Annotated in this window: 16 protein-coding genes and 1 tRNA gene; 5 read left to right on the plus strand and 12 right to left on the minus strand. The window is 56.9% G+C overall.

Annotated features, from left to right (window positions below):
* The first annotated feature begins 300 nt into the window (after positions 1 to 300).
* Positions 301 to 2,322: an ATP-binding domain-containing protein gene (locus HB393_RS02085; protein WP_213803473.1), complete on the plus strand. Its 2,022-nt coding sequence runs from the start codon at positions 301 to 303 to the stop codon at positions 2,320 to 2,322.
* Positions 2,323 to 2,661: 339 nt separating this feature from the next.
* Complete coding sequence (locus HB393_RS02090; RefSeq protein ID WP_213803474.1) at positions 2,662 to 2,838, plus strand: hypothetical protein; 177 nt, start codon at positions 2,662 to 2,664, stop codon at positions 2,836 to 2,838.
* Between the two features lie 582 nt (positions 2,839 to 3,420).
* Here the strand turns inward: HB393_RS02090 and HB393_RS02095 are convergent.
* The 5 genes from HB393_RS02095 to HB393_RS02115 form a co-directional block, all read right to left on the minus strand.
* Positions 3,421 to 3,495, minus strand: a tRNA-Asn gene (locus HB393_RS02095).
* A 240-nt stretch (positions 3,496 to 3,735) separates the two neighbouring features.
* Entirely contained in the window at positions 3,736 to 4,557 is an 822-nt protein-coding gene (locus HB393_RS02100) for a CAP domain-containing protein (protein ID WP_213803475.1), read from the minus strand.
* A gap of 113 nt (positions 4,558 to 4,670) precedes the next feature.
* Positions 4,671 to 5,654: a GDP-L-fucose synthase gene (locus HB393_RS02105; protein ID WP_255550711.1), complete on the minus strand. Its 984-nt coding sequence runs from the start codon at positions 5,652 to 5,654 to the stop codon at positions 4,671 to 4,673.
* Positions 5,655 to 5,659: 5 nt separating this feature from the next.
* Positions 5,660 to 6,745 carry a GDP-mannose 4,6-dehydratase gene (gene gmd, locus HB393_RS02110; RefSeq protein WP_213803476.1) on the minus strand — a complete coding sequence of 362 codons (1,086 nt, stop codon included), beginning with the start codon at positions 6,743 to 6,745 and terminating at the stop codon, positions 5,660 to 5,662.
* Between the two features lie 441 nt (positions 6,746 to 7,186).
* On the minus strand, positions 7,187 to 8,452 hold the full coding sequence (locus HB393_RS02115) for a glycosyltransferase WbuB (protein WP_213803477.1): 1,266 nt from the start codon (positions 8,450 to 8,452) through the stop codon (positions 7,187 to 7,189).
* Between the two features lie 407 nt (positions 8,453 to 8,859).
* On the opposite strand from HB393_RS02115, the gene HB393_RS02120 reads away from it, so the two are divergent.
* Entirely contained in the window at positions 8,860 to 9,708 is an 849-nt protein-coding gene (locus HB393_RS02120) for an ABC transporter permease (protein ID WP_255550712.1), read from the plus strand.
* Positions 9,709 to 9,742: 34 nt separating this feature from the next.
* Here the strand turns inward: HB393_RS02120 and HB393_RS02125 are convergent, their stop codons facing one another.
* The 6 genes from HB393_RS02125 to HB393_RS02150 form a co-directional block, all read right to left on the minus strand.
* Positions 9,743 to 10,915 (minus strand): phosphatidylserine decarboxylase, encoded by a 1,173-nt coding sequence (locus HB393_RS02125; RefSeq protein ID WP_213803478.1) that lies wholly within the window; start codon positions 10,913 to 10,915, stop codon positions 9,743 to 9,745.
* 151 nt (positions 10,916 to 11,066) lie between these two features.
* A complete protein-coding gene (locus HB393_RS02130; protein WP_213803479.1) occupies positions 11,067 to 11,528 on the minus strand; it encodes a metallophosphoesterase family protein in 462 nt (153 codons plus the stop codon).
* Between the two features lie 16 nt (positions 11,529 to 11,544).
* Positions 11,545 to 12,024, minus strand: a complete 480-nt coding sequence (locus HB393_RS02135) for a hypothetical protein (RefSeq protein WP_213803480.1) — start codon at positions 12,022 to 12,024, stop codon at positions 11,545 to 11,547.
* A gap of 74 nt (positions 12,025 to 12,098) precedes the next feature.
* Complete coding sequence (locus HB393_RS02140) at positions 12,099 to 12,779, minus strand: hypothetical protein (protein WP_213803481.1); 681 nt, start codon at positions 12,777 to 12,779, stop codon at positions 12,099 to 12,101.
* Complete coding sequence (locus HB393_RS02145) at positions 12,772 to 13,707, minus strand: UDP-glucuronic acid decarboxylase family protein (protein ID WP_213803482.1); 936 nt, start codon at positions 13,705 to 13,707, stop codon at positions 12,772 to 12,774. The genes HB393_RS02140 and HB393_RS02145 overlap by 8 nt, the downstream gene beginning before the upstream one ends.
* Before the next feature lie 178 nt (positions 13,708 to 13,885).
* Entirely contained in the window at positions 13,886 to 15,304 is a 1,419-nt protein-coding gene (locus tag HB393_RS02150) for a UDP-glucose/GDP-mannose dehydrogenase family protein (RefSeq protein ID WP_213803483.1), read from the minus strand.
* Between the two features lie 280 nt (positions 15,305 to 15,584).
* On the opposite strand from HB393_RS02150, the gene HB393_RS02155 reads away from it, so the two are divergent.
* A complete protein-coding gene (locus HB393_RS02155; RefSeq protein WP_255550713.1) occupies positions 15,585 to 16,772 on the plus strand; it encodes a glycosyltransferase in 1,188 nt (395 codons plus the stop codon).
* A 26-nt stretch (positions 16,773 to 16,798) separates the two neighbouring features.
* Positions 16,799 to 17,434: a putative colanic acid biosynthesis acetyltransferase gene (locus tag HB393_RS02160; RefSeq protein WP_213803484.1), complete on the plus strand. Its 636-nt coding sequence runs from the start codon at positions 16,799 to 16,801 to the stop codon at positions 17,432 to 17,434.
* A 12-nt stretch (positions 17,435 to 17,446) separates the two neighbouring features.
* On the opposite strand, the gene HB393_RS02165 is transcribed toward HB393_RS02160, so the two are convergent.
* Complete coding sequence (locus tag HB393_RS02165; protein ID WP_213803485.1) at positions 17,447 to 17,830, minus strand: response regulator; 384 nt, start codon at positions 17,828 to 17,830, stop codon at positions 17,447 to 17,449.
* Positions 17,831 to 17,847: the final 17 nt, after the last annotated feature.

The raw sequence follows: 17,847 nt of genomic DNA on the forward strand, positions 1-17,847 counted from the left end.
CCGCACCTCTCAAATTCCCTTTGAATCTGTCGAACTCATTGTAAACGAGGCTCACGCGCGGGTAGCCATATCTATCCTCAACGCTTTTCGTAATGATGCAGCCGGTTGGGTTTTCGCGGAACCCCGAACCCCTGACCGCCTTCTCCATGAAAATGCGAGACCAACTGATGTTCTTGTCCTGCATCCCCTTCTCGGCTGTTTTCTACTGGAGGTCAAAGGTTGGGTGATCGGCGAGATCTCGCGTATCGAGGCTGGTACATTCTTTCGACGAGTAGCGGGCTACGAGGAGGCTCACAACCCTTGGAACCAAGCCAAGATGCCTCGGCACAAATCCAAAAGGCTGCCCGTCGTGTTCTTCAGCGGAGAAATCTTCCCAAGAAGGATCTTCCCTACTTCGATTGGGTGGTCGCACTTCCTAATATCTCAAGAGCAGAGTGGCGACAGAAGAACTTTGAGGGCACAATAGCGGGTTCTGAGATTCTCCTCAAAGAGGATTTAGTGGATCCCGTTGCGCTACGGTCTCGCCTTGAGGTGTACATGAAAGCCAAGGCTGGGTACCGTCTTCCTTACTCCACGGAGCAGCTCAATCATGTTCGCGAGGCCCTGGGTAGCTCGAATTTAATCAGGGCGAGGCAGCGGCGCTCGGTTGATCCGCACACGGCCACGCTGGGCAGTGTTATCGACAAGTTTGAACTGAAGGATAAACGCTTATCAGCTGAACAAATCGAGCTGATCGAGGCCGAGTTCGATGGGCGCCCTCAACTGGTGCGCGGTGTTGCTGGGAGTGGCAAATCAGTGGTGCTTGTAAGGAATTTCGCCCAAATATTGGACCGCAGCATAAACAGCGTTCAGTTCACTCTTGATACAAAGAACCAGAACAAGCGCTTCGCAATCGTTTGTTTCAATCGATCATTGGTCCCTTTTCTCCGCAAGCACTTTGAAGATGCTTTTCGCTCTCTAACCTATCGAGACCCACCAGACTGCGTTGATATTTACAGCGTGAACAAGCTGCAATGGATGCTATCCAGATCGCAAGGAGGTCCGTTAGCGTACCAAAGATACGGCCATGAACCACCTGAGGGCGTTGCCGCCATGTTTGCTACGCATTACTCACAACAGCTAGATGTGCTTGCTCGCAGTGACAAGGAAGCATACGACAAGCTGCTTTATGACGCTATCTATGTTGATGAAGGGCAGGATCTGTTCGACGAGGAATACTTGTTTCTAATGAGGCTACTCCGAACAGACGCTAGGACTGGGGTTAAGAACATTGTGATCTTTTACGATGATGCTCAGAATGTCTACGGGCGTCCTCGCCCCACATGGAGCAAACTCGGAATTCAGATCACCGGGCGCAGAACGTATGTGATGAAGACTTGCTTTAGAAACAGCAAGCCAATTATTGACTTCGCATTCAATCTGCTGCTGGGGGTTAAGGCTGAAACGAGGGTTCTAACAAAGATCTTCGCTGACGTCGCTTACCTTCGGGAAAATGGCTTGGTTGAGGAGCTGCCTGATCGCTGGCAGGCAAACTTCGCTGACCGCGTAGAAGGGTCCGCACCCACCGTCAGCTTGTTCTCAACACGAGAGGATGAAAAGGAATGGCTGATTCGGAGTGTCTCAGATCTAGTACAAATCCAGAATGTCAACCCGGACGACATTTTGATCCTCTTTTGCGATCCGTCGCCCTTTGAAGATCTTGACTATAAATTCAAGAAGGCGTGTCCAAGCATTTCCAGAGTCTTGAAGCCCTTTGGCCGTTCGGACAATCCAGCGAAGGACCAGTTCATCTTTGTCGAGAGCTGCCTTACCATGACTACGGTGGAGTCAGCCAAAGGTTACGATTCGCCCGTAGTCTTCGTAATTGGGGCCGACTTGTTTTCGACGGATGTGGCCGGACGAGCCCTATTCTACGTAGCATCAACACGTTGCAAGATGAAGCTTTATGTGTCCGGTCTAAAGGAAAACGGAACCCTTGCTGAGGAGGCTGCTTCTGTCGCACAGCTGCTGAGTACTCCCCAACTAGCTCGTGTTGCGATATCGCCACCCTCGCCAGCTCTGACCCCTCCCAATGCGGCCGTACCGCTTGTCTCTAAGGTGAGCCGCTCAATTACAAACCTTGTGACTAAACGCCTTCACAGAGGAGATCGCGTTAGACATCCGGCGCTGGGCGAAGGGGTGCTAGTTTCGGATCCAAAGCTTAAGGTTGTGGCTTCAGAAAAGGCAATTTGCCAAATGGTAGATGTTCAGTTCGGAGCCCTTGTCAAAAGAAATATACCCGCTGAATTAGAGGGGCTGGTATTCGCCTCTAAACAGAACTAAGGATGACGAGATCGGCTTGCAAGCCGATCTCTGCCCTTCTATTAATGCATTCAGATAGACCAAATTGTCTCAGAGGCGTCTATGTTGTAACCTGATTAGCTATCAAAGAGATTTGACGACTACAGCGCTACAGTTCAACGTATTGTTCTTCGCGGTATCGAGCACCCAAGTTGTGAGCTTAAACGTGCTGTGGCAATATCGAAGAAGGGAGATCTAACAGATCGCCTCGAGGATTACTCCGATTCGGTGGTGTGCAGATGCTTTAACAACATCCGCGCAATCACTCACCTGGCAAGGAAGCAAAAGTTCCTTGCCGAAGACCCGGGAGAAGACATTACCATGCCGATCACGAAGATTTCGGAAAAGCCGGTGATGCTCATCGATTCAATGCTTCGGCTGCTCGGAGCGATCGAAGACCTCGGGGACCTCTGCCTCATGCTCGTTGCCATCTTTAGTGGACCCCATGCCAGTGAGGCGATGGGATTCAATGGAAGTCATGGACGGGAGTCTCCCTGATGCCCTACGGCACCGCCGTCGAGGGGCAGTTCTATGAAGGGCGTCTCAAGACCAAGGCGAGTCGATCTCCCATTTGCAGTTCCCGAACCCGTACGTCCGGTCATTGAGGCCTGGCGAAGAATCTGCTCGGACCCGTCGCAGGAGGCTATGATGTTTCCCACGTTCGGTCGCGGGAAGCAAACAGGCCAAGCGGTGCCCCGCCACTTCAAAAACTTCCTCATGTGGCGGATCAAGCCGATCGCAGATCGGTTGGATATACCAGCTCGTCTCATTACCTTTCAGGTTATGCGACGTTCCCTGGGAACTCCACCTCTCCGGTCACGGTACGCTCAAGGACGCGCAGGGCGCACTACCCCATGCGAGCATCACGACGACCGGCAACGTGTACGTGCAGGTCGTCGAAAAGAATGTCATGCGGGCGGTGAACTCTCATACCTCGAAGGTGCTAGAAGGCTGGACGCCAGCAGTAGAAAGCATGGGTTTAACGGGTCGCAACGTGAATCGCCTTCCGGAGCCTTTTTCAGGATCCAAAAGCAATTTGGTAAAGTTTAGGAGAGGAGGTCTCCAAGTGCTTGATAAATATGGCTCCTGAGGTAGGACTCGAACCTACAACCCTTCGGTTAACAGCCGAATGCTCTGCCATTGAGCTACTCAGGAATACTTTGGTGCGGTCATTGGAACCGCATCGCATGGCATCATGCGCAACTGCGCTGTATTAGTTATAACAAAAAAGCACAGCGCAAGGAACGTGGGGAGCAGATTTAAACTGAAAGATGATGGGTGGATATACGAGCACATCGAACCGCAATGTGTCTTGAACGTCTGGACACTGGAATTCGATCGAAGCACGAGCTCAACATAGCGAAGCGATAGAGAGAATCGAATATCGCTGCAGTGCTACGGGTAGAGCAAGACCGCGATGCTGTACGTGCTAAAGGGGCCACCATCGCGGGAGGAGCATGCTCCAATCGCTGCCTGGTGGTATTTGCCGGAGCCCAGGCGAGCCTGGAGAGGACTAGGAAGATGGTTGAGGTCGGCCGCAGTGTAGCGCATGACAAACCACGGCCTGTTAGATCCGGCATAGCCGGTGTGCATCGAGCAGGTCTGACGGGCCGATTGGATCGCTGGCTCTGAGGTGTTCACGGCGAGTGTATTGCCGATAGCTCCTCCAGAGCTGGCGATGATGTTGGCTACAGCGGTCTCCTGCTGATTGATGCTCAGGGTCTCAACCGTGGAGACGAAATCCTCTACAGCGTAGAACTGATCGTCACGGACGATCACAGAGATGCCAACAACATTGACGTTCGGGTCGAGTAGATTCTCGCGGTGACCTTCCGACTGCATCCACATCTCGTGAATCTCGGTAGAGTCCGGAGCTTCGCCGACGTTCTCGGAGATGAGGGAGAAGCGAACGCCTGCAGTTGCCGCGCGATCTGCCAACTCCGGCTCACCGGGGAATCCGTGAGAGATATCTGCATGATCGGCCATCTGGCGGGCGTGGAAGGCAGCAGCTCGTGCAAGTACGGGGTCGCGGCGAAGAGGCTGCAGTCCGCGGCTCTGACGCTCGCGATTGGCTGCAGCGAGAAGATACTGCTCGGCCATTGAGGCGGGAGTGGAGGTATCGGCTGCCTGGATCTTGCTCTGGAGGGCGCAAGGAAGAAGAGAAAGAACGAGGGTCGACTTTAGGAGGATGCGACGGAATGGTTTGATTTGTCGCATGGAATCGGACCCCTGCATGGCTGTTTGCCGATGCGTTCTATAGGGGTGATTCTAGGCAGCAGGGTCCCCGGGATAAATACCACTTCCGGGGCAGTCTTCGGACAAAGGTGGACCTAGAGGGAGTCGCGAACAGCGTTCCAGGTGTGGCGAATTCCCTGCTCCAGGCTCGTGGTGTGGTGCCAGCCAAGGTTATGGAGGCGTGTGACGTCCATGAGCTTACGCGGCGTTCCATCGGGCTTCGTGGTGTCAAAGACCAGTTCACCTGTGAACCCTAATACTCGGGCCACGGTCTCAGCGAGCTCGCGAATCGTGACATCTTCGCCAGTGCCGATGTTGATGAGCGGTGGAGCATCTTCCAGCAGGAGAGAGTTATAACGGTCCTCATCGAGGTTTAGCAGGAAGGTGCAAGCCTCGGCGAGATCGTCGGAGTACAGAAGCTCTCGGCGTGGGGTGCCAGTTCCCCAGACAGATAGCTCAGAAGATCCGGTCTTGATTGCCTCTGCGGTCTTGCGAATCAACGCGGGCAAAACGTGAGAGTTATTCAGGTCGAAATTATCGTTCGATCCGTAGAGGTTCGTCGGCATCGCGGCGAGGTACTTTGTGCCGTACTGCCGGTTGTAGCTCCAACACATCTCGATACCTGCGATCTTTGCGAGGGCGTAGGGACGGTTGGTGGGTTCGAGTGGCCCTGTGAGGAGACAGGACTCGGGCATGGGTTGCGGCGCCAGCTTCGGGTAGATGCAAGAGGAGCCGAGGAAGAGCAATCTATCTACGTTGACGTGATAGGAAGAGTCGATGATGTTGTTCTGGATCTTGAGATTGTCACGGATAAAGTCCGCAGGATAGTTGTTGTTGGCTAGGATCCCTCCCACCTTCGCAGCGGCGAGCACCACATGCTCAGGTTTTGTCTCCTCGAAGAACTTCTCCACGGCACCCACGTCTAGCAGATCCAGCTCGGCGCGGGTGCGCGTGATGAGGTTGGTATAGCCCTTCTGCTCAAGCGATCGCACGATGGCTGAGCCGACGAGGCCGCGGTGGCCTGCGACGTAGATGCGGTCGTCGAGTTTCATGTGAGGGGTCGAGGTGCCTGCAGTCATGGATCCTATGTCTCTCGAACGGTGAAGGCATCGAAGCCGTGGGCGACCGCGAGAGCATCACGGTTAGCGGTGTTAAGGTCAGCTTCCACCATCTCGCGAACGAGCTCGGCGAAGGGGGTTCTGGGCGTCCAGCCAAGCTCACGCTTCGCCTTGCCGGGATCGCCCAACAAGGTTTCGACCTCAGTAGGCCGGAAGTAGCGTGGATCGACTGCGACGACGATGTTGCCGTTTGCGTCGAGAGCCTTCTCGTCGACTCCACTTCCCTGCCACTTGAGGTCAAGCTCCAGCAGCTTCGCGCAGCGCTGAACGAACTCGCGTACGGTGTACTGCTCTCCGGTGGCAATAACGTAGTCCTGTGGCTTATCCTGCTGCAGCATCAACCACTGCATCTCGACGTAGTCACGGGCGTGTCCCCAATCGCGCTTGGAGTCCAGGTTGCCGAGGAAGAGCTGCTTCTGCAAGCCGACCTTGATGCGGGCGAGTCCACGCGTGATCTTACGGGTGACGAAGGTCTCGCCACGGAGGGGCGACTCGTGGTTGAAGAGGATTCCATTGCAGGCGTAGATGCCGTAGGCTTCGCGGTAGTTCACGCAGATCCAATAGGCGTACATCTTCGCGACCGCGTAGGGGCTGCGGGGATAGAAAGGCGTGGTTTCCTTCTGTGGAATCTCCTGGACGAGGCCGTAGAGCTCTGAGGTGCTGGCCTGGTAGAACTTCGTCTTCTTTTCGAGGCCGAGGATGCGGATGGCTTCGAGGAGGCGCAGCGGGCCCAGGGCGTCGGCATCCGCGGTGTACTCGGGCTGCTCGAAGGAGACCTGGACGTGGGATTGGGCACCAAGGTTGTAGATCTCGTCGGGCTGGACCTTTTGGACGATGTGGATGAGGGACGAGGAGTCTGTGAGGTCGCCGTAGTGGAGGATGAAGTGGGGCGAGGGGTTATGCGGATCTTCGTAGATGTGGTCGATGCGGGCGGTGTTGAAGAGGGAGGCGCGGCGCTTTACGCCGTGAACCTCGTAGCCTTTGGCGAGGAGAAATTCGGCGAGATAGGCGCCGTCCTGGCCGGTGACTCCGGTGATAAGGGCTTTCTTCAAGTGTAAATTCTCCTTTTTGACGCTTGGCGGCTCTGGTGATTCTACTTGAGAGCATTCGTACGCTCGTGGTTCGGCCGGGGCGTCCTCCCTAAGATACCCCTCCCCCACCCCCGGTTGCTTTGCGCAAAGTCCTGATTCAACTCAGCTTGGCTTTGGACTATCCAGCCAAACGACTGATTCGAAAAGACTTTCTGCAAATCAAGCAATAGCATCACTTATGGGCAATTCTCTCTGTTACCCGCAGTCGTTTTCATGTAATTGAGACTAGGGTTCATTGGGTGGATCTTCCTTGACCTCTATTTCTATTCTAACAACCCGGGAAAACTAAAATGCCACTTTTATTTGTCTTTATTCGCTTTGTTTTTATAGACATAGACTTTTATGGGACTTGACAAGATTTTGCCAGAAAAGCAGAAAGCGCTGGGCGCAAATCCCATGACTTCAAGCGATGGATTGCAAACTTTGTTCAAACTGCTCTAAGACCTGCTGTTTTCCGAGATGCTGGACGGCGTAGCGGCGGGCGGCTCTGCCGAGGGTGGCGCGGAGGGCAGAGTCGTCGACGAGCCGTGCTGTGGCGGCGTGGAGGGCCTCGGCGTCCTCCGCGGGGACGACTACTCCGCAGGGGGCGTGAGGGATGAGGCCGCCGCCAGCTACGACCTGGGCCACCTGGGTGCCGGGGTCTGCCGTGGCGATGATAGGACGTCCGCTGGAGAGCATGCCAGTGAGTTTGGAGGGCATGACGAGGTCGGCTGCTCCGGCACGCTGGGGCAGAAGATGGATATCGGCGGCGTTGAGGAGTTCGTTGAGACGGTTGAGAGGCTGGAGCGGCAGGAGGGTGACGTTGGAACGATGGGCGACGAGAGTCTCCAACTGGGGCCGGAAGGCTCCGTCGCCACAGAAGAGGAAGTGGACGCGGCTATCTGGGTGGGAACCGCCCTCGCTGAAGGCCTCGGCCAGAGGCGCAAGAAGCTCGAGGCCCTGCTTGGCGCCCATGTTGCCGGAGTAGAGGAGGATGATCTTATCCTGCAGGCCCAGTTCTTCGCGGAAGGAGTTGGGTTGACCATCTTCGTGGGGATGGACCGTATCGATATCGACCCAGTTGGGAAATAGAACGGCCTGGGTAGAAGGAATCCCCTTGTTGAGAGCCCGCTCGAGCATCTTGGTGGAGATGCTTGAGACACGGGTAAAGGCACGGGTGAAGAACTCTTCCATACCGAGGGCAAGGGCATGGATTGGGCCCTCTGCGGGGAGCAGACCAAGGTCGAAGGCGGCATCGACCTCAAAGTCCTGGATGTGGAGCCATGAGGCAGCGCCGCAGGCGCGGGCGACCAACAACGCCAAGGGTGCGCCAAAGAAGGTCGGCTCTACGGTAAAGACGATGTCCGGCTGCCACCAGGCCTGCCTCACCATCACCGGGACGCTGCCCAACATGAAGGAGAAGAGATGGGCGATGCGCTTGAGGCCAGTCGGTATGGATGGGACGTAGAGGGGAACGCGGTAGACAACGGGCTCGCCGGGATGTCTTTCGGTGCGGTAGAGCTTGCCGCGATAGTCTTCACGGATACTCCAGGCGGGATAGTACGGTGGGGCGGTAACGACGCGAACTTCGTGGCCACGAGCGGCGAGCCAGGAGGCCATTTCGCCGGTATATTTCCCGATGCCTGTCAGTTCAGGGGCGTAGTTAAGCCCGTAGATCAGGATTTTCAAACGACTCCCTTATGGTTATTGGTACTTCTGTCCCTTGTTTACGATTCTAACGTCGCCTATCTAGTTCCCTGCCGATGGTGGGAAGAGTGTAACTACGACTCGCACATGCTCTGCGTTCGAGCAGAAGAACCAGATCGTGAGGCTTTTGAGTTCTAATCAGACATCGATATTTGTTGCATGTTCCGCGATACGATTTTTAGACGTCTTGCAATAGCTACAAAATGCGTACAAGAAGATACAGACGAACCAACAATTGCTAACGTTGATAGGATGCAAAAAAGCTCAGACATGTGTGGCCGGTTCTTTGATTGCGAGCTTTATTCCCTCTGCATCCCTCGATATTCGGCAGGAGAGCTTGCTTTGACATTGCTAGGGGTTGATCGAATGATTGGGATAAGAGGGGCTGTATGGGATTAGAGATCGGGAAGAAGATGCGACGGCAACCGCTGGCGGCGTTCGGTCTCGTGCTGCTTGGAGTGTTCGTGGTGTGTGCGCTCTTTGCCCCGTGGTTGGCCCCGCAGGACCCCGCACAGTTGGATCTGGTTGGACGGCTGGCAAGCCCGAGCGGGGCGCACTGGTTTGGGACCGATGAGTTGGGACGGGATATCCTTTCGCGGACCTTGTATGGAGCGAGGATCTCGCTGGTGGTGGCGGTGAGTGTGGTGGGGCTCTCCGGGACGCTGGGCCTTATCGTGGGGATGGTGGCGGGGTTCTATGGCGGGTGGCCGGATACGGTGTTGAATGTCTATGTGGCGAACGCATTTCTGGCGTTACCGGGGATTCTCCTCGCTATCGCCTTCGTGGCGTTTATGGGGCCGGGGCTGGTGAATGTGATTCTGGCGCTGGCGATTTCAGGATGGGTGGCCTATGCACGGCTGGTGCGGGCCCAGGTCCTGGCCGTCAAGGAGCGAGAGTTTGTCGAGGCGGCGCGGGCACTGGGCGCGAGCGATCTGAGAGTGATCTATAGGCACATCTTGCCGAATATCCTGCAGCCCTTAATCGTGCAAGGCGCGATTGGGATGGCCGGCGCGGTGCTCGCGGAGGCTACGTTGAGCTTTCTGGGGCTAGGGATTCCCGCGCCAGCGGCAAGTTGGGGATCGATGTTGAACGACGCGCGGTCGCATCTGTTTGACTCCCCGCATCTGGTCTTCTTTCCCGCGATGGCGGTGATGCTGTGCGTGCTCTCGTTCAACTTGATTGGAGATGCACTGCGGGATTATCTAGACCCGCGAACTCAGCTATCGGCGGGGCTCTAGGGAACGATGTTGTCGGAGTCTCCAAGCTTCGCTCTTATATCACCGGATATGCTTTGCCGATGCACTTTCCGACCTTGTAGTGAGTTCCTACCTGTGCCTGCAGACTCACATTGGCTTTGGATTGAAATAAGAGGACGATATCGGAGCCACCAAACTGAAAGTAGGCGAGCTCTTCTCCCTTGCGCAGCGTGACACCGACCTCTACCGTGAGAACGACGGAGGACACGAGGGACAGCCCAACCGGAATGACGGCGACGAGTCCGATGGGCGTGTCTAGCATAATAAGCCCGCGCGTCTGGGCGAATTGGTAGCCAGCGGTATTTGGGGCGGTTAACATGCGGGCTGTCTTCAGACGCTTCTCATTCCCTGCATCGGCCTCCGCATCGATCGGAACGGCGGTGACCTCTACGTAGACCTGTCCCTGTATGTTCCGCGCCTCAACGACCGTGCCGCCTACGGGGGAATGCAGACGATGGTAGTCGTTGGGGCCTAAGAAGGCATGCATGAACGTTCCATTTGCGAAGGCGTCTTTATATGGACTGCCTTCCAGAAGCTCGCTGATCTTCCACGATAGCCCCTTCACGGAGATCGATGCATTGGCATCAATCTCCCATTGGCCGTCGTAGGTGGAATCCGCAGGACTCACGATCACGGTAGGGTCGGTGATGGCTGCGATGGGACGGTGGCCCGGTTTAAAAGACCGGGCAAACATCTCGTTGAAGGTACGCCATCCGCCACGGGGCTCCAGAAAGTCTTCCATGTGAAAGCTTGGCGCATTCCGGAAGCTGGCCAACGACTCCGCGGTGAGAGACTCCGGGGTATCGAGAAACTTTCCATACTCCTGCGCAAAACGAACCAACCACGCCGAGAGCGGAGGTAAGGGAGGAGCGGTGTCTGCAGGCTTAATCGCATTTTGCAGTTTATATACAGGAGGCTGCATCAAGACGAAGTACATCCCGACAAGACGGTTGTAGAACTCCCTGCCCTGGGAATTTTCGCTTGGCACCCAACGTAAAAGGTTATTGAGGAACTGTTGATAGTCCTCCAAGGTGCGGAGGTGTTCCATCTCCACTGCGCCGCTCTCATGAGCAAGTCGAACAGCTTCTGTGAAGAGAGCTTCCCATCCGTTGGCGCGAATCATATCGACAAACTCTTGCACTAGCGGCTGATATGAAGTTGCTATTGCCTGCTCGTACGCCTTACTCATGATTTTTAATTTACAACGATGGCGTCAGAGAAATTGACGCGTGCAGAGAGTTTGTCGCGTGGTCGAGCATCCCATCAAATTCGATTGAAGGAGGGATGGATCGATATTCATCTCATCCTAAAAATGTTCATCGATTCGGAGAGAGATTCTCTCAAGAGGCAAGGATGTCTACGATGCGGGCGACGATGCGAGCTTCGTCTATCTGAACGATTGCGACTGTGACCGGCAGCTTGAAGCGGCGTGGACCTGCGCTGCCAGGGTTCAGATACAGGATGCCTTTGCGGTCTTCGATGGAGGGCTTGTGGGAGTGGCCGCTGACGACGACTGCGACTCCAGCGACGGTAGGATTGATGTCGAGCCAGCTCTCCGAGTGCACTAGATAGAGGATCTTGCCGTCTAGCTCGATGAAGTCAGTTTCGGGTAGGTCAGCGCAAGCGCCATGCACGTCTACGTTGCCACGAATCGCGGTGAGTGGAGCGATACGGCGGAGGTCGTCGAGGATGGCTGGATCGCCGACGTCTCCAGCGTGCAGGATGTGGTCGACTCCGGCGAGAGCTGCAAGAGCCTCAGGCCGAAGCAGGCCGTGCGTGTCTGAGATAACGCCGATCCGCATCTGGAGACGATCCGGGCTATGCCAATTTCAGAGTCTGGAGGGAGGCGTAGTTTTTACTTTGGGCGGGGTCGTGGCTACGGTCGGGATCGACGCGCAGCTCAAACATGGTTACTCCCGCGAGATCGACTACGAAGTCTTCGATCTCTTCGTTCGTGCCGCTGGGGCTGAAGTTCCATTGCTGGCGTAGGACCTCCCGCAGATCTGTGGTGGATCCGGCGTAGATGGCGAACTCCTGTGAACGCTCGGCGGCGCGGTCTACGAAGTGAACGTAGATGCGGCGGATGTTCTGCGGCTCGTCAAAGAACAGCCGTATGACCTGCGGACCGGTCGTGGCTGCACGCCAGCCGGTGGTCGGGTGCTTGCCCAGGGCGTGTTCGATGGGAAAGGCTTCGTCTTCTGAGGTGATCTCGACTCGGGCGATCCGCTCCAGGTCGCGCCAAAGGTCATCGGTGGGAAGCTTGGTCGCAGCGGCGGGTGAAACTATACTTTTACGCATTCAAATTCCCTCATGCTGCCTCGCCCAAGCATATCTGATAACGCCAGTGCTTGGCTTTCGGCCTGTGATTGGCGTTACTTGTCGAACTGGACAGTGGCGAGGATCGCTTCGAGGCGGTGGCGGACCGCTTCGAGTTGCGCGGGGGTCATGTCGCGTACGCCGCTTACATCACCGCCACAGAAGGAGTTGACGATGAGGTCGAAGCGATAGCATGTGCCGCGATGGAGGGCGGTATAGATCTCGTCGCGGGCTTCGGTGCAGATGCCGCCGTGCTCGTCGTATCCGTGGCTGAAGGGCACACTGGCGATCTGGGTGGTGGAGGCCGTTTGAGGGGCGCGAACCGTGGCTTGGCGGGCGCAGTCAGGGGCGGAGAGATGCGGGTTCAGGCTGAGATAAAAGAAAGCCCCGCTGAAGGTAGATTCCGGATAAGGGTTGAACGCGATGCTGACCAGCGCACGCATCTGGGTGGAGTGCGGGGCGGAGCGGGCGTCGAGCCGGAAGGTGCTGGTCTCCCCGTCTTTGAGGCTGAGGTTCCAGCCTGCGGGCACCTGAATTGTTACTCCGGAACGGGGATCGTGATAGCTCCGAGCCGGTGGAGTGGTGGGTTCGGGAGTCGCCCTGGGCTGGGCCTGGATTGTACATGAGGAGAACACCCCGGCCACGGCAGCCACTAAGGCTACCAAGAGGACGGGGGTGAGAATTCGGCTTATGCTATTGCCGCGTGGGCGATCAGACGAGATGGATCGCTCAGGCAACACAGGCTCTAAAATACTCCAGCGACCGCTCCAGACCTTCGCGGAGGGCGATCTTGGGCTCCCAGCCGAGGAGGGTGCGGGCACGGGTGATATCGGGGCGGCGGCGCGTGGGATCGTCCTGCGGTAGAGGCTTGAAGACGATTTCGGCCTTGGAACCGGTCAAAGCCAGCACCTCCTTCGCGCATTCGAGGATGGTCCACTCGACGGGATTGCCTATGTTGACGGGAAGCGTCTCGGATGACTTCGAGAGACGGACGATGCCGTCGATGAGGTCGGAGACGAAGCAGAAGCTGCGGGTCTGCGAGCCGTCGCCGTAGATGGTGAGGGCCTCACCACGGAGAGCCTGCATCATCAGGTTGGAGATGACGCGGCCATCGTTGGCCTGCAGGCGTGGGCCGTAGGTGTTGAAGATGCGCACCAGGTGGGTGTTGACGTTGTGGTAGCGGTGGTAGGCCATTACAGCGGCCTCGGAGAAGCGCTTCGCCTCATCGTAGACGGAGCGAGGGCCGATGGGGTTGACGTGGCCCCAGTAGGTCTCTACCTGGGGATGAATCTCTGGGTCGCCGTAGCACTCCGAGGTGGAGGCGTGCAGGTAGCCGGCGTTGTTCTTGCGAGCGATCTCGAGGGTATTGAGAGTGCCGGCTGAGCCGACGCGCAGGGTCTCTACACCCAGGCGGGCGTAGTCGACCGGACTGGCGGGAGAGGCGAAGTTGAAGACGAAGTCGACAGGGCCAGGATCGAAGGGCGTGCAGATGTCGTGCTGTATGAGCTTGAACCGCGATTCGGAGTCGAGATGGGCGAGGTTTGCGAGGTTGCCGGTCGACAGGTCGTCCACCCCGACCACCGTATTTCCTTCAGCCAATAAAACATCACAGAGATGGCTGCCTAAAAAGCCGGCGGCTCCGGTCACAAGAATAGTCTGCGGCATGCGTTCCCTTTCTCAGTGGAAGTCGCCGGTCGGTGGAACTGCCGGGATTCCTGAGCAAAAAAATGTTGACGTCCAAGGGTCCGGCCCTTCGTGTCCGGACCCCGCAGATGCACACCAGTCAGTGAGAAGACATGGGCTGTATTGCGTTTGGCACCCTACCGGCGGAACTTAGACAAGATCATATGGTCGCGGGAAGAGATGTCGAAGGATCGCGCAACGGATAAGCCGCCGGACGCCCGATACTGAGATACGTAAATCCATGCTCGGAGATCACTCGAGGATCGAACAGGTTGCGACCGTCGATGACGATAGGATAACGCAGCGTTTTGTTGAGCCGTTCCAGGTCGAGTTTGGCAAACTCCTGCCAGTCCGTGAGGATGACGAGAGCATCCGCGTTCTTCGCGGCGGCATAGGAGTCTTCGACGTAACTGAGGTTGGGTCCTGGAGGAAGCGCCTCAGCCGCACGCTTCATCGCTGCGGGATCGTAAGCGGCGATGGTGCAGCCCTCGGCGAGCAGCATCTCGACCAGTTCGATCGCCGGCGACTCGCGGATATCATCCGTCTCTCCTTTGAACGCAAGGCCGAGGACGCCGATGCGCTTGCCACGCAAGGTCCAGAGGGCGGAACGCACCTTGCTCAGGAAGCGCTTCTTCTGTTCGACGTTGATCTTTTCGACTTGCGAGAGAAGACTGAAGTCGATGCCAAGCTGCTCCGCGACCGAACGGAAGGCCGCTACGTCCTTGGGGAAGCAGGACCCACCGTAGCCGATACCGGGGCGGAGGAACCGTGGCCCGATGCGGCTATCGAGACCGATGCCCAACGCCACCTGCTCCACATTGGCGTCCGTGGCCTCGCAGAGGTTGGAGACGGCGTTGATGAAGGAGATCTTGAGGGCCAGAAAGGCATTGGAGGCGTGCTTGATGATCTCCGCGCTCTTGGTCGAGGTGAGCAGCAACGGAGGAGGCGCATCGACCTTGCAAGGACCAGGCACGGTGTCTTTACGCGTGTAGTACTCGCCACCGGTGAGCGGCTCGTAGACCCTTTGCAGCAGAGCCGCGGCACGCTCGCTGTTGGCTCCGACGACGATCCGGTCGGGGTGAAGGAAGTCCGCCACGGCAGTTCCCTCCCGCAGAAACTCTGGATTGGAGACGACGTCGAAGAGCTCGCGGGCGACGCCATTGCGCTCGATGGCGCGGCGAATCCACTCGTTGGTGTAGACAGGAACGGTGCTCTTCTCGACGATCACCTTGTAGCTTGTGAGGGACCTGGCGATTTCGCAGGCAACGGCTTCGACGTAGGAGAGATCGGCATCTCCCGTGTCGCTCTGCGGAGTGCCGACGGCGATAAAGATCGCCTCGCACTCACGGGTGGCTTCGCCCAGATCGGTCATGAAGCGAATCTTGTTATTGCGATACCGCTCTAACAACTCTGGAAGGTACTTCTCGTGGATGAGGGTGTCTCCACCCTGCAGAGCGGCAACCTTACCCTGGTCGTTATCGACGCAGATTACGTCGTGGCCCATCTCAGCGAAGCAGACAGCGGCCACAAGGCCTACGTAACCCGAACCCACTACAGCGATTTTGATCGTTTGATCCATAGTTTTAGTTGAGACCTTCCTCACGTTAAGCATAGCCGAGTTTCAGCAAATTGAACGCAAGCGCCTGTCGTCGATTGATTCAAGCGCCCTGGCAACAGAGTGTACCGAAGATGCATCTATACACAATCAGAGAAAATGTAACCGAGTATCTTGTTCTAGCGCATTCCAGGCCCACGGACCGGGTCGGGTGCATGCAATAACAGAAACATGCTGAGCAATACAGCCCATTCGTCCAACTTGCAAACTTGAATTTCTTCCAGGAAAAAGGATCACGGCTGCTATGCTCAAAGATGATGGTCCGAATCCTATGCGTATTCTGCATATCATAGAGACGTTGAACCCTGAGTCGGGTGGACCGACCGAATCCGTGCGGGTTCTTCTAAGCTATGGCCCCATCGGTTACGTGGGCGAAGTAGTCACTTTGGACGATCCCGCGGCCCCCTATCTCTGCGATCTGGACTTCCCTGTCCACGCGCTGGGACCGACCAACACCACCTACGGCTACAACGCAAAGCTACTGCCATGGCTGCGGGCAAACCGTCACCGCTTCGATGGAGTTGTGGTCAACGGGCTTTGGCAATACTGCGGATTTGCAGCCTGGCGCGCCCTTAATGGCAACACGCCGTATATGGTCTTCGCTCATGGAATGCTCGACCCATACTTCCGTTATGCCTTCCCACTGAAGCACCTCAAGAAGTGGATCTATTGGATTCCCTTTGAATACAGGGTGCTTCGCGATGCCTACCGAGTGCTGTTCACCTCGAAGGCGGAGAAGCGGCTGGCCGAGAAAAGCTTCTGGCTGCACAAGTGGAACCCCTACGTCGTTCCCTATGGCGCAAGCGGCCCCAAAGGCGATCCCGAGGTCCAGAAACAGGCATTCTTCGATCTGTGCCCGGAGGTCGAAGGGAGACGATATCTCTTGTTTCTCGGTCGAATCCATCGCAAGAAGGGCTGCGATATGCTGATCGACGCCTTTGCGAAGATCGCCCCGGACGATCCGGAGCTTCATCTGGTCATGGCTGGCCCCGATCAACAACTCTGGAGCGCCAAGCTGAAGGAAGCCGTTGCGGCTGCGGGCCTGACCGAGCGCGTACACTGGCCGGGAATGCTGAAGGGCGACGCCAAATGGGGCTCCCTGTTTGGTTCTGAGGCCTTCATACTTCCCTCGCACCAGGAGAATTTCGGAATCGCGGTTGCGGAGGCTCTCGCGTGTGGACGCCCCGTACTTCTGGCAGACAAGGTGAACATCGCGGAGGATATCGCCGAGGATAAGGCTGGTCTGATGGAGCGCGACACACCGGACGGAACGCTGCAACTGTTGAGGCGCTGGATCAGGATGTCCGCACAGGAGAGGCAGCAGATGTCCGAACGCGCCACCGAGTGCTTCCAACAGCGTTACGATATGAGTGAGAACGCGAAGGCAATCATCCGGCTCTTTGAAAACGCAATCGTTCCCGCGACCCCATAGAAGACAAGAGAACCAGCACAAACGCCATGGCGAAGGAAATTCACTACAACGCGGCGGAGCATATCTCGGCGGAGAGTGCGGCTGACCCGTACCTGCGGCCCGCATTCCCGCTAAGCGACCGCATTCGCCGCTTTACATGGAACATCTGTTGGCTCCTTCTGTACCGCCCGTCTCCACGGCCATTTCATGCCTGGAGATCGATGCTTCTCCGCCTGTTTGGCGCGACGATGGGCCCGGACTGCCATTTTTATCCAGGCTCGAAGGTATGGGCACCGTGGAATCTCACCTGCGCCTACCAGGTGACGGCGGCAGATGGGGTCGAGATCTACAACCCCGCGCCTGTCAGGTTGGATTCGCACGCGATTCTCTCTCAAGGAGCGTTTCTCTGTGGCGCGACCCACGACTACGACGACCCAGCCTTCCCGCTGCTCGCTTACGCCATGCACATCGGCGCGTACGGCTGGGTGTGCGCGAGGGCCTCAGTCGCTCCAGGGGTGCAGATAGGGGAGGGTGCGGTGCTTGGTCTAGGCTCAGTCGCGACTCGTAACCTCGAGCCCTGGACGGTCTATGCAGGTGCTCCGGCCCTCAAGGTGAAGGAGCGCCGGAGATTTCTCGAAGACGACACCACGCCCGACGCCCCGCTTCTCAGCAGGAAGCGCTAAAGACAGCAGGGACTAACCGCGCAGTTTCGCGAGCAGATCCGTAGGGTGGACCGGTTTGGCCAGAATTTCAAACTCATGACCTTGCGTACGGGCCTTCTCCAGAAGGTCCGCCGTCGCGGCTTGGCCCGAAAATAGCAAGATCTTGCAGTTCGGCATCCGGTTACGGGTGATGATGGCGGCTTCGATGCCCGTCATTCCCGTCATGATGACGTCGCTGATGAGCATATCGGGTTGAAAGGTGTCGAGCGCCTCGACGGCCTTTTCTCCGCTAAATACCGCTCGCGCTTCAAAGCCGGCCTGATTCAGGATAATCGCTAACGTATTGGCGATGACCTGTTCGTCGTCCGCGACGAGAACCTTCGGCTTGGACGTGGTTGCGGCTACTGGATCTGGCATGTAAATTGTCCCCAAAT

The organism is Granulicella sp. dw_53 (assembly GCF_018449545.1).
Lineage (GTDB): Bacteria > Acidobacteriota > Terriglobia > Terriglobales > Acidobacteriaceae > Edaphobacter.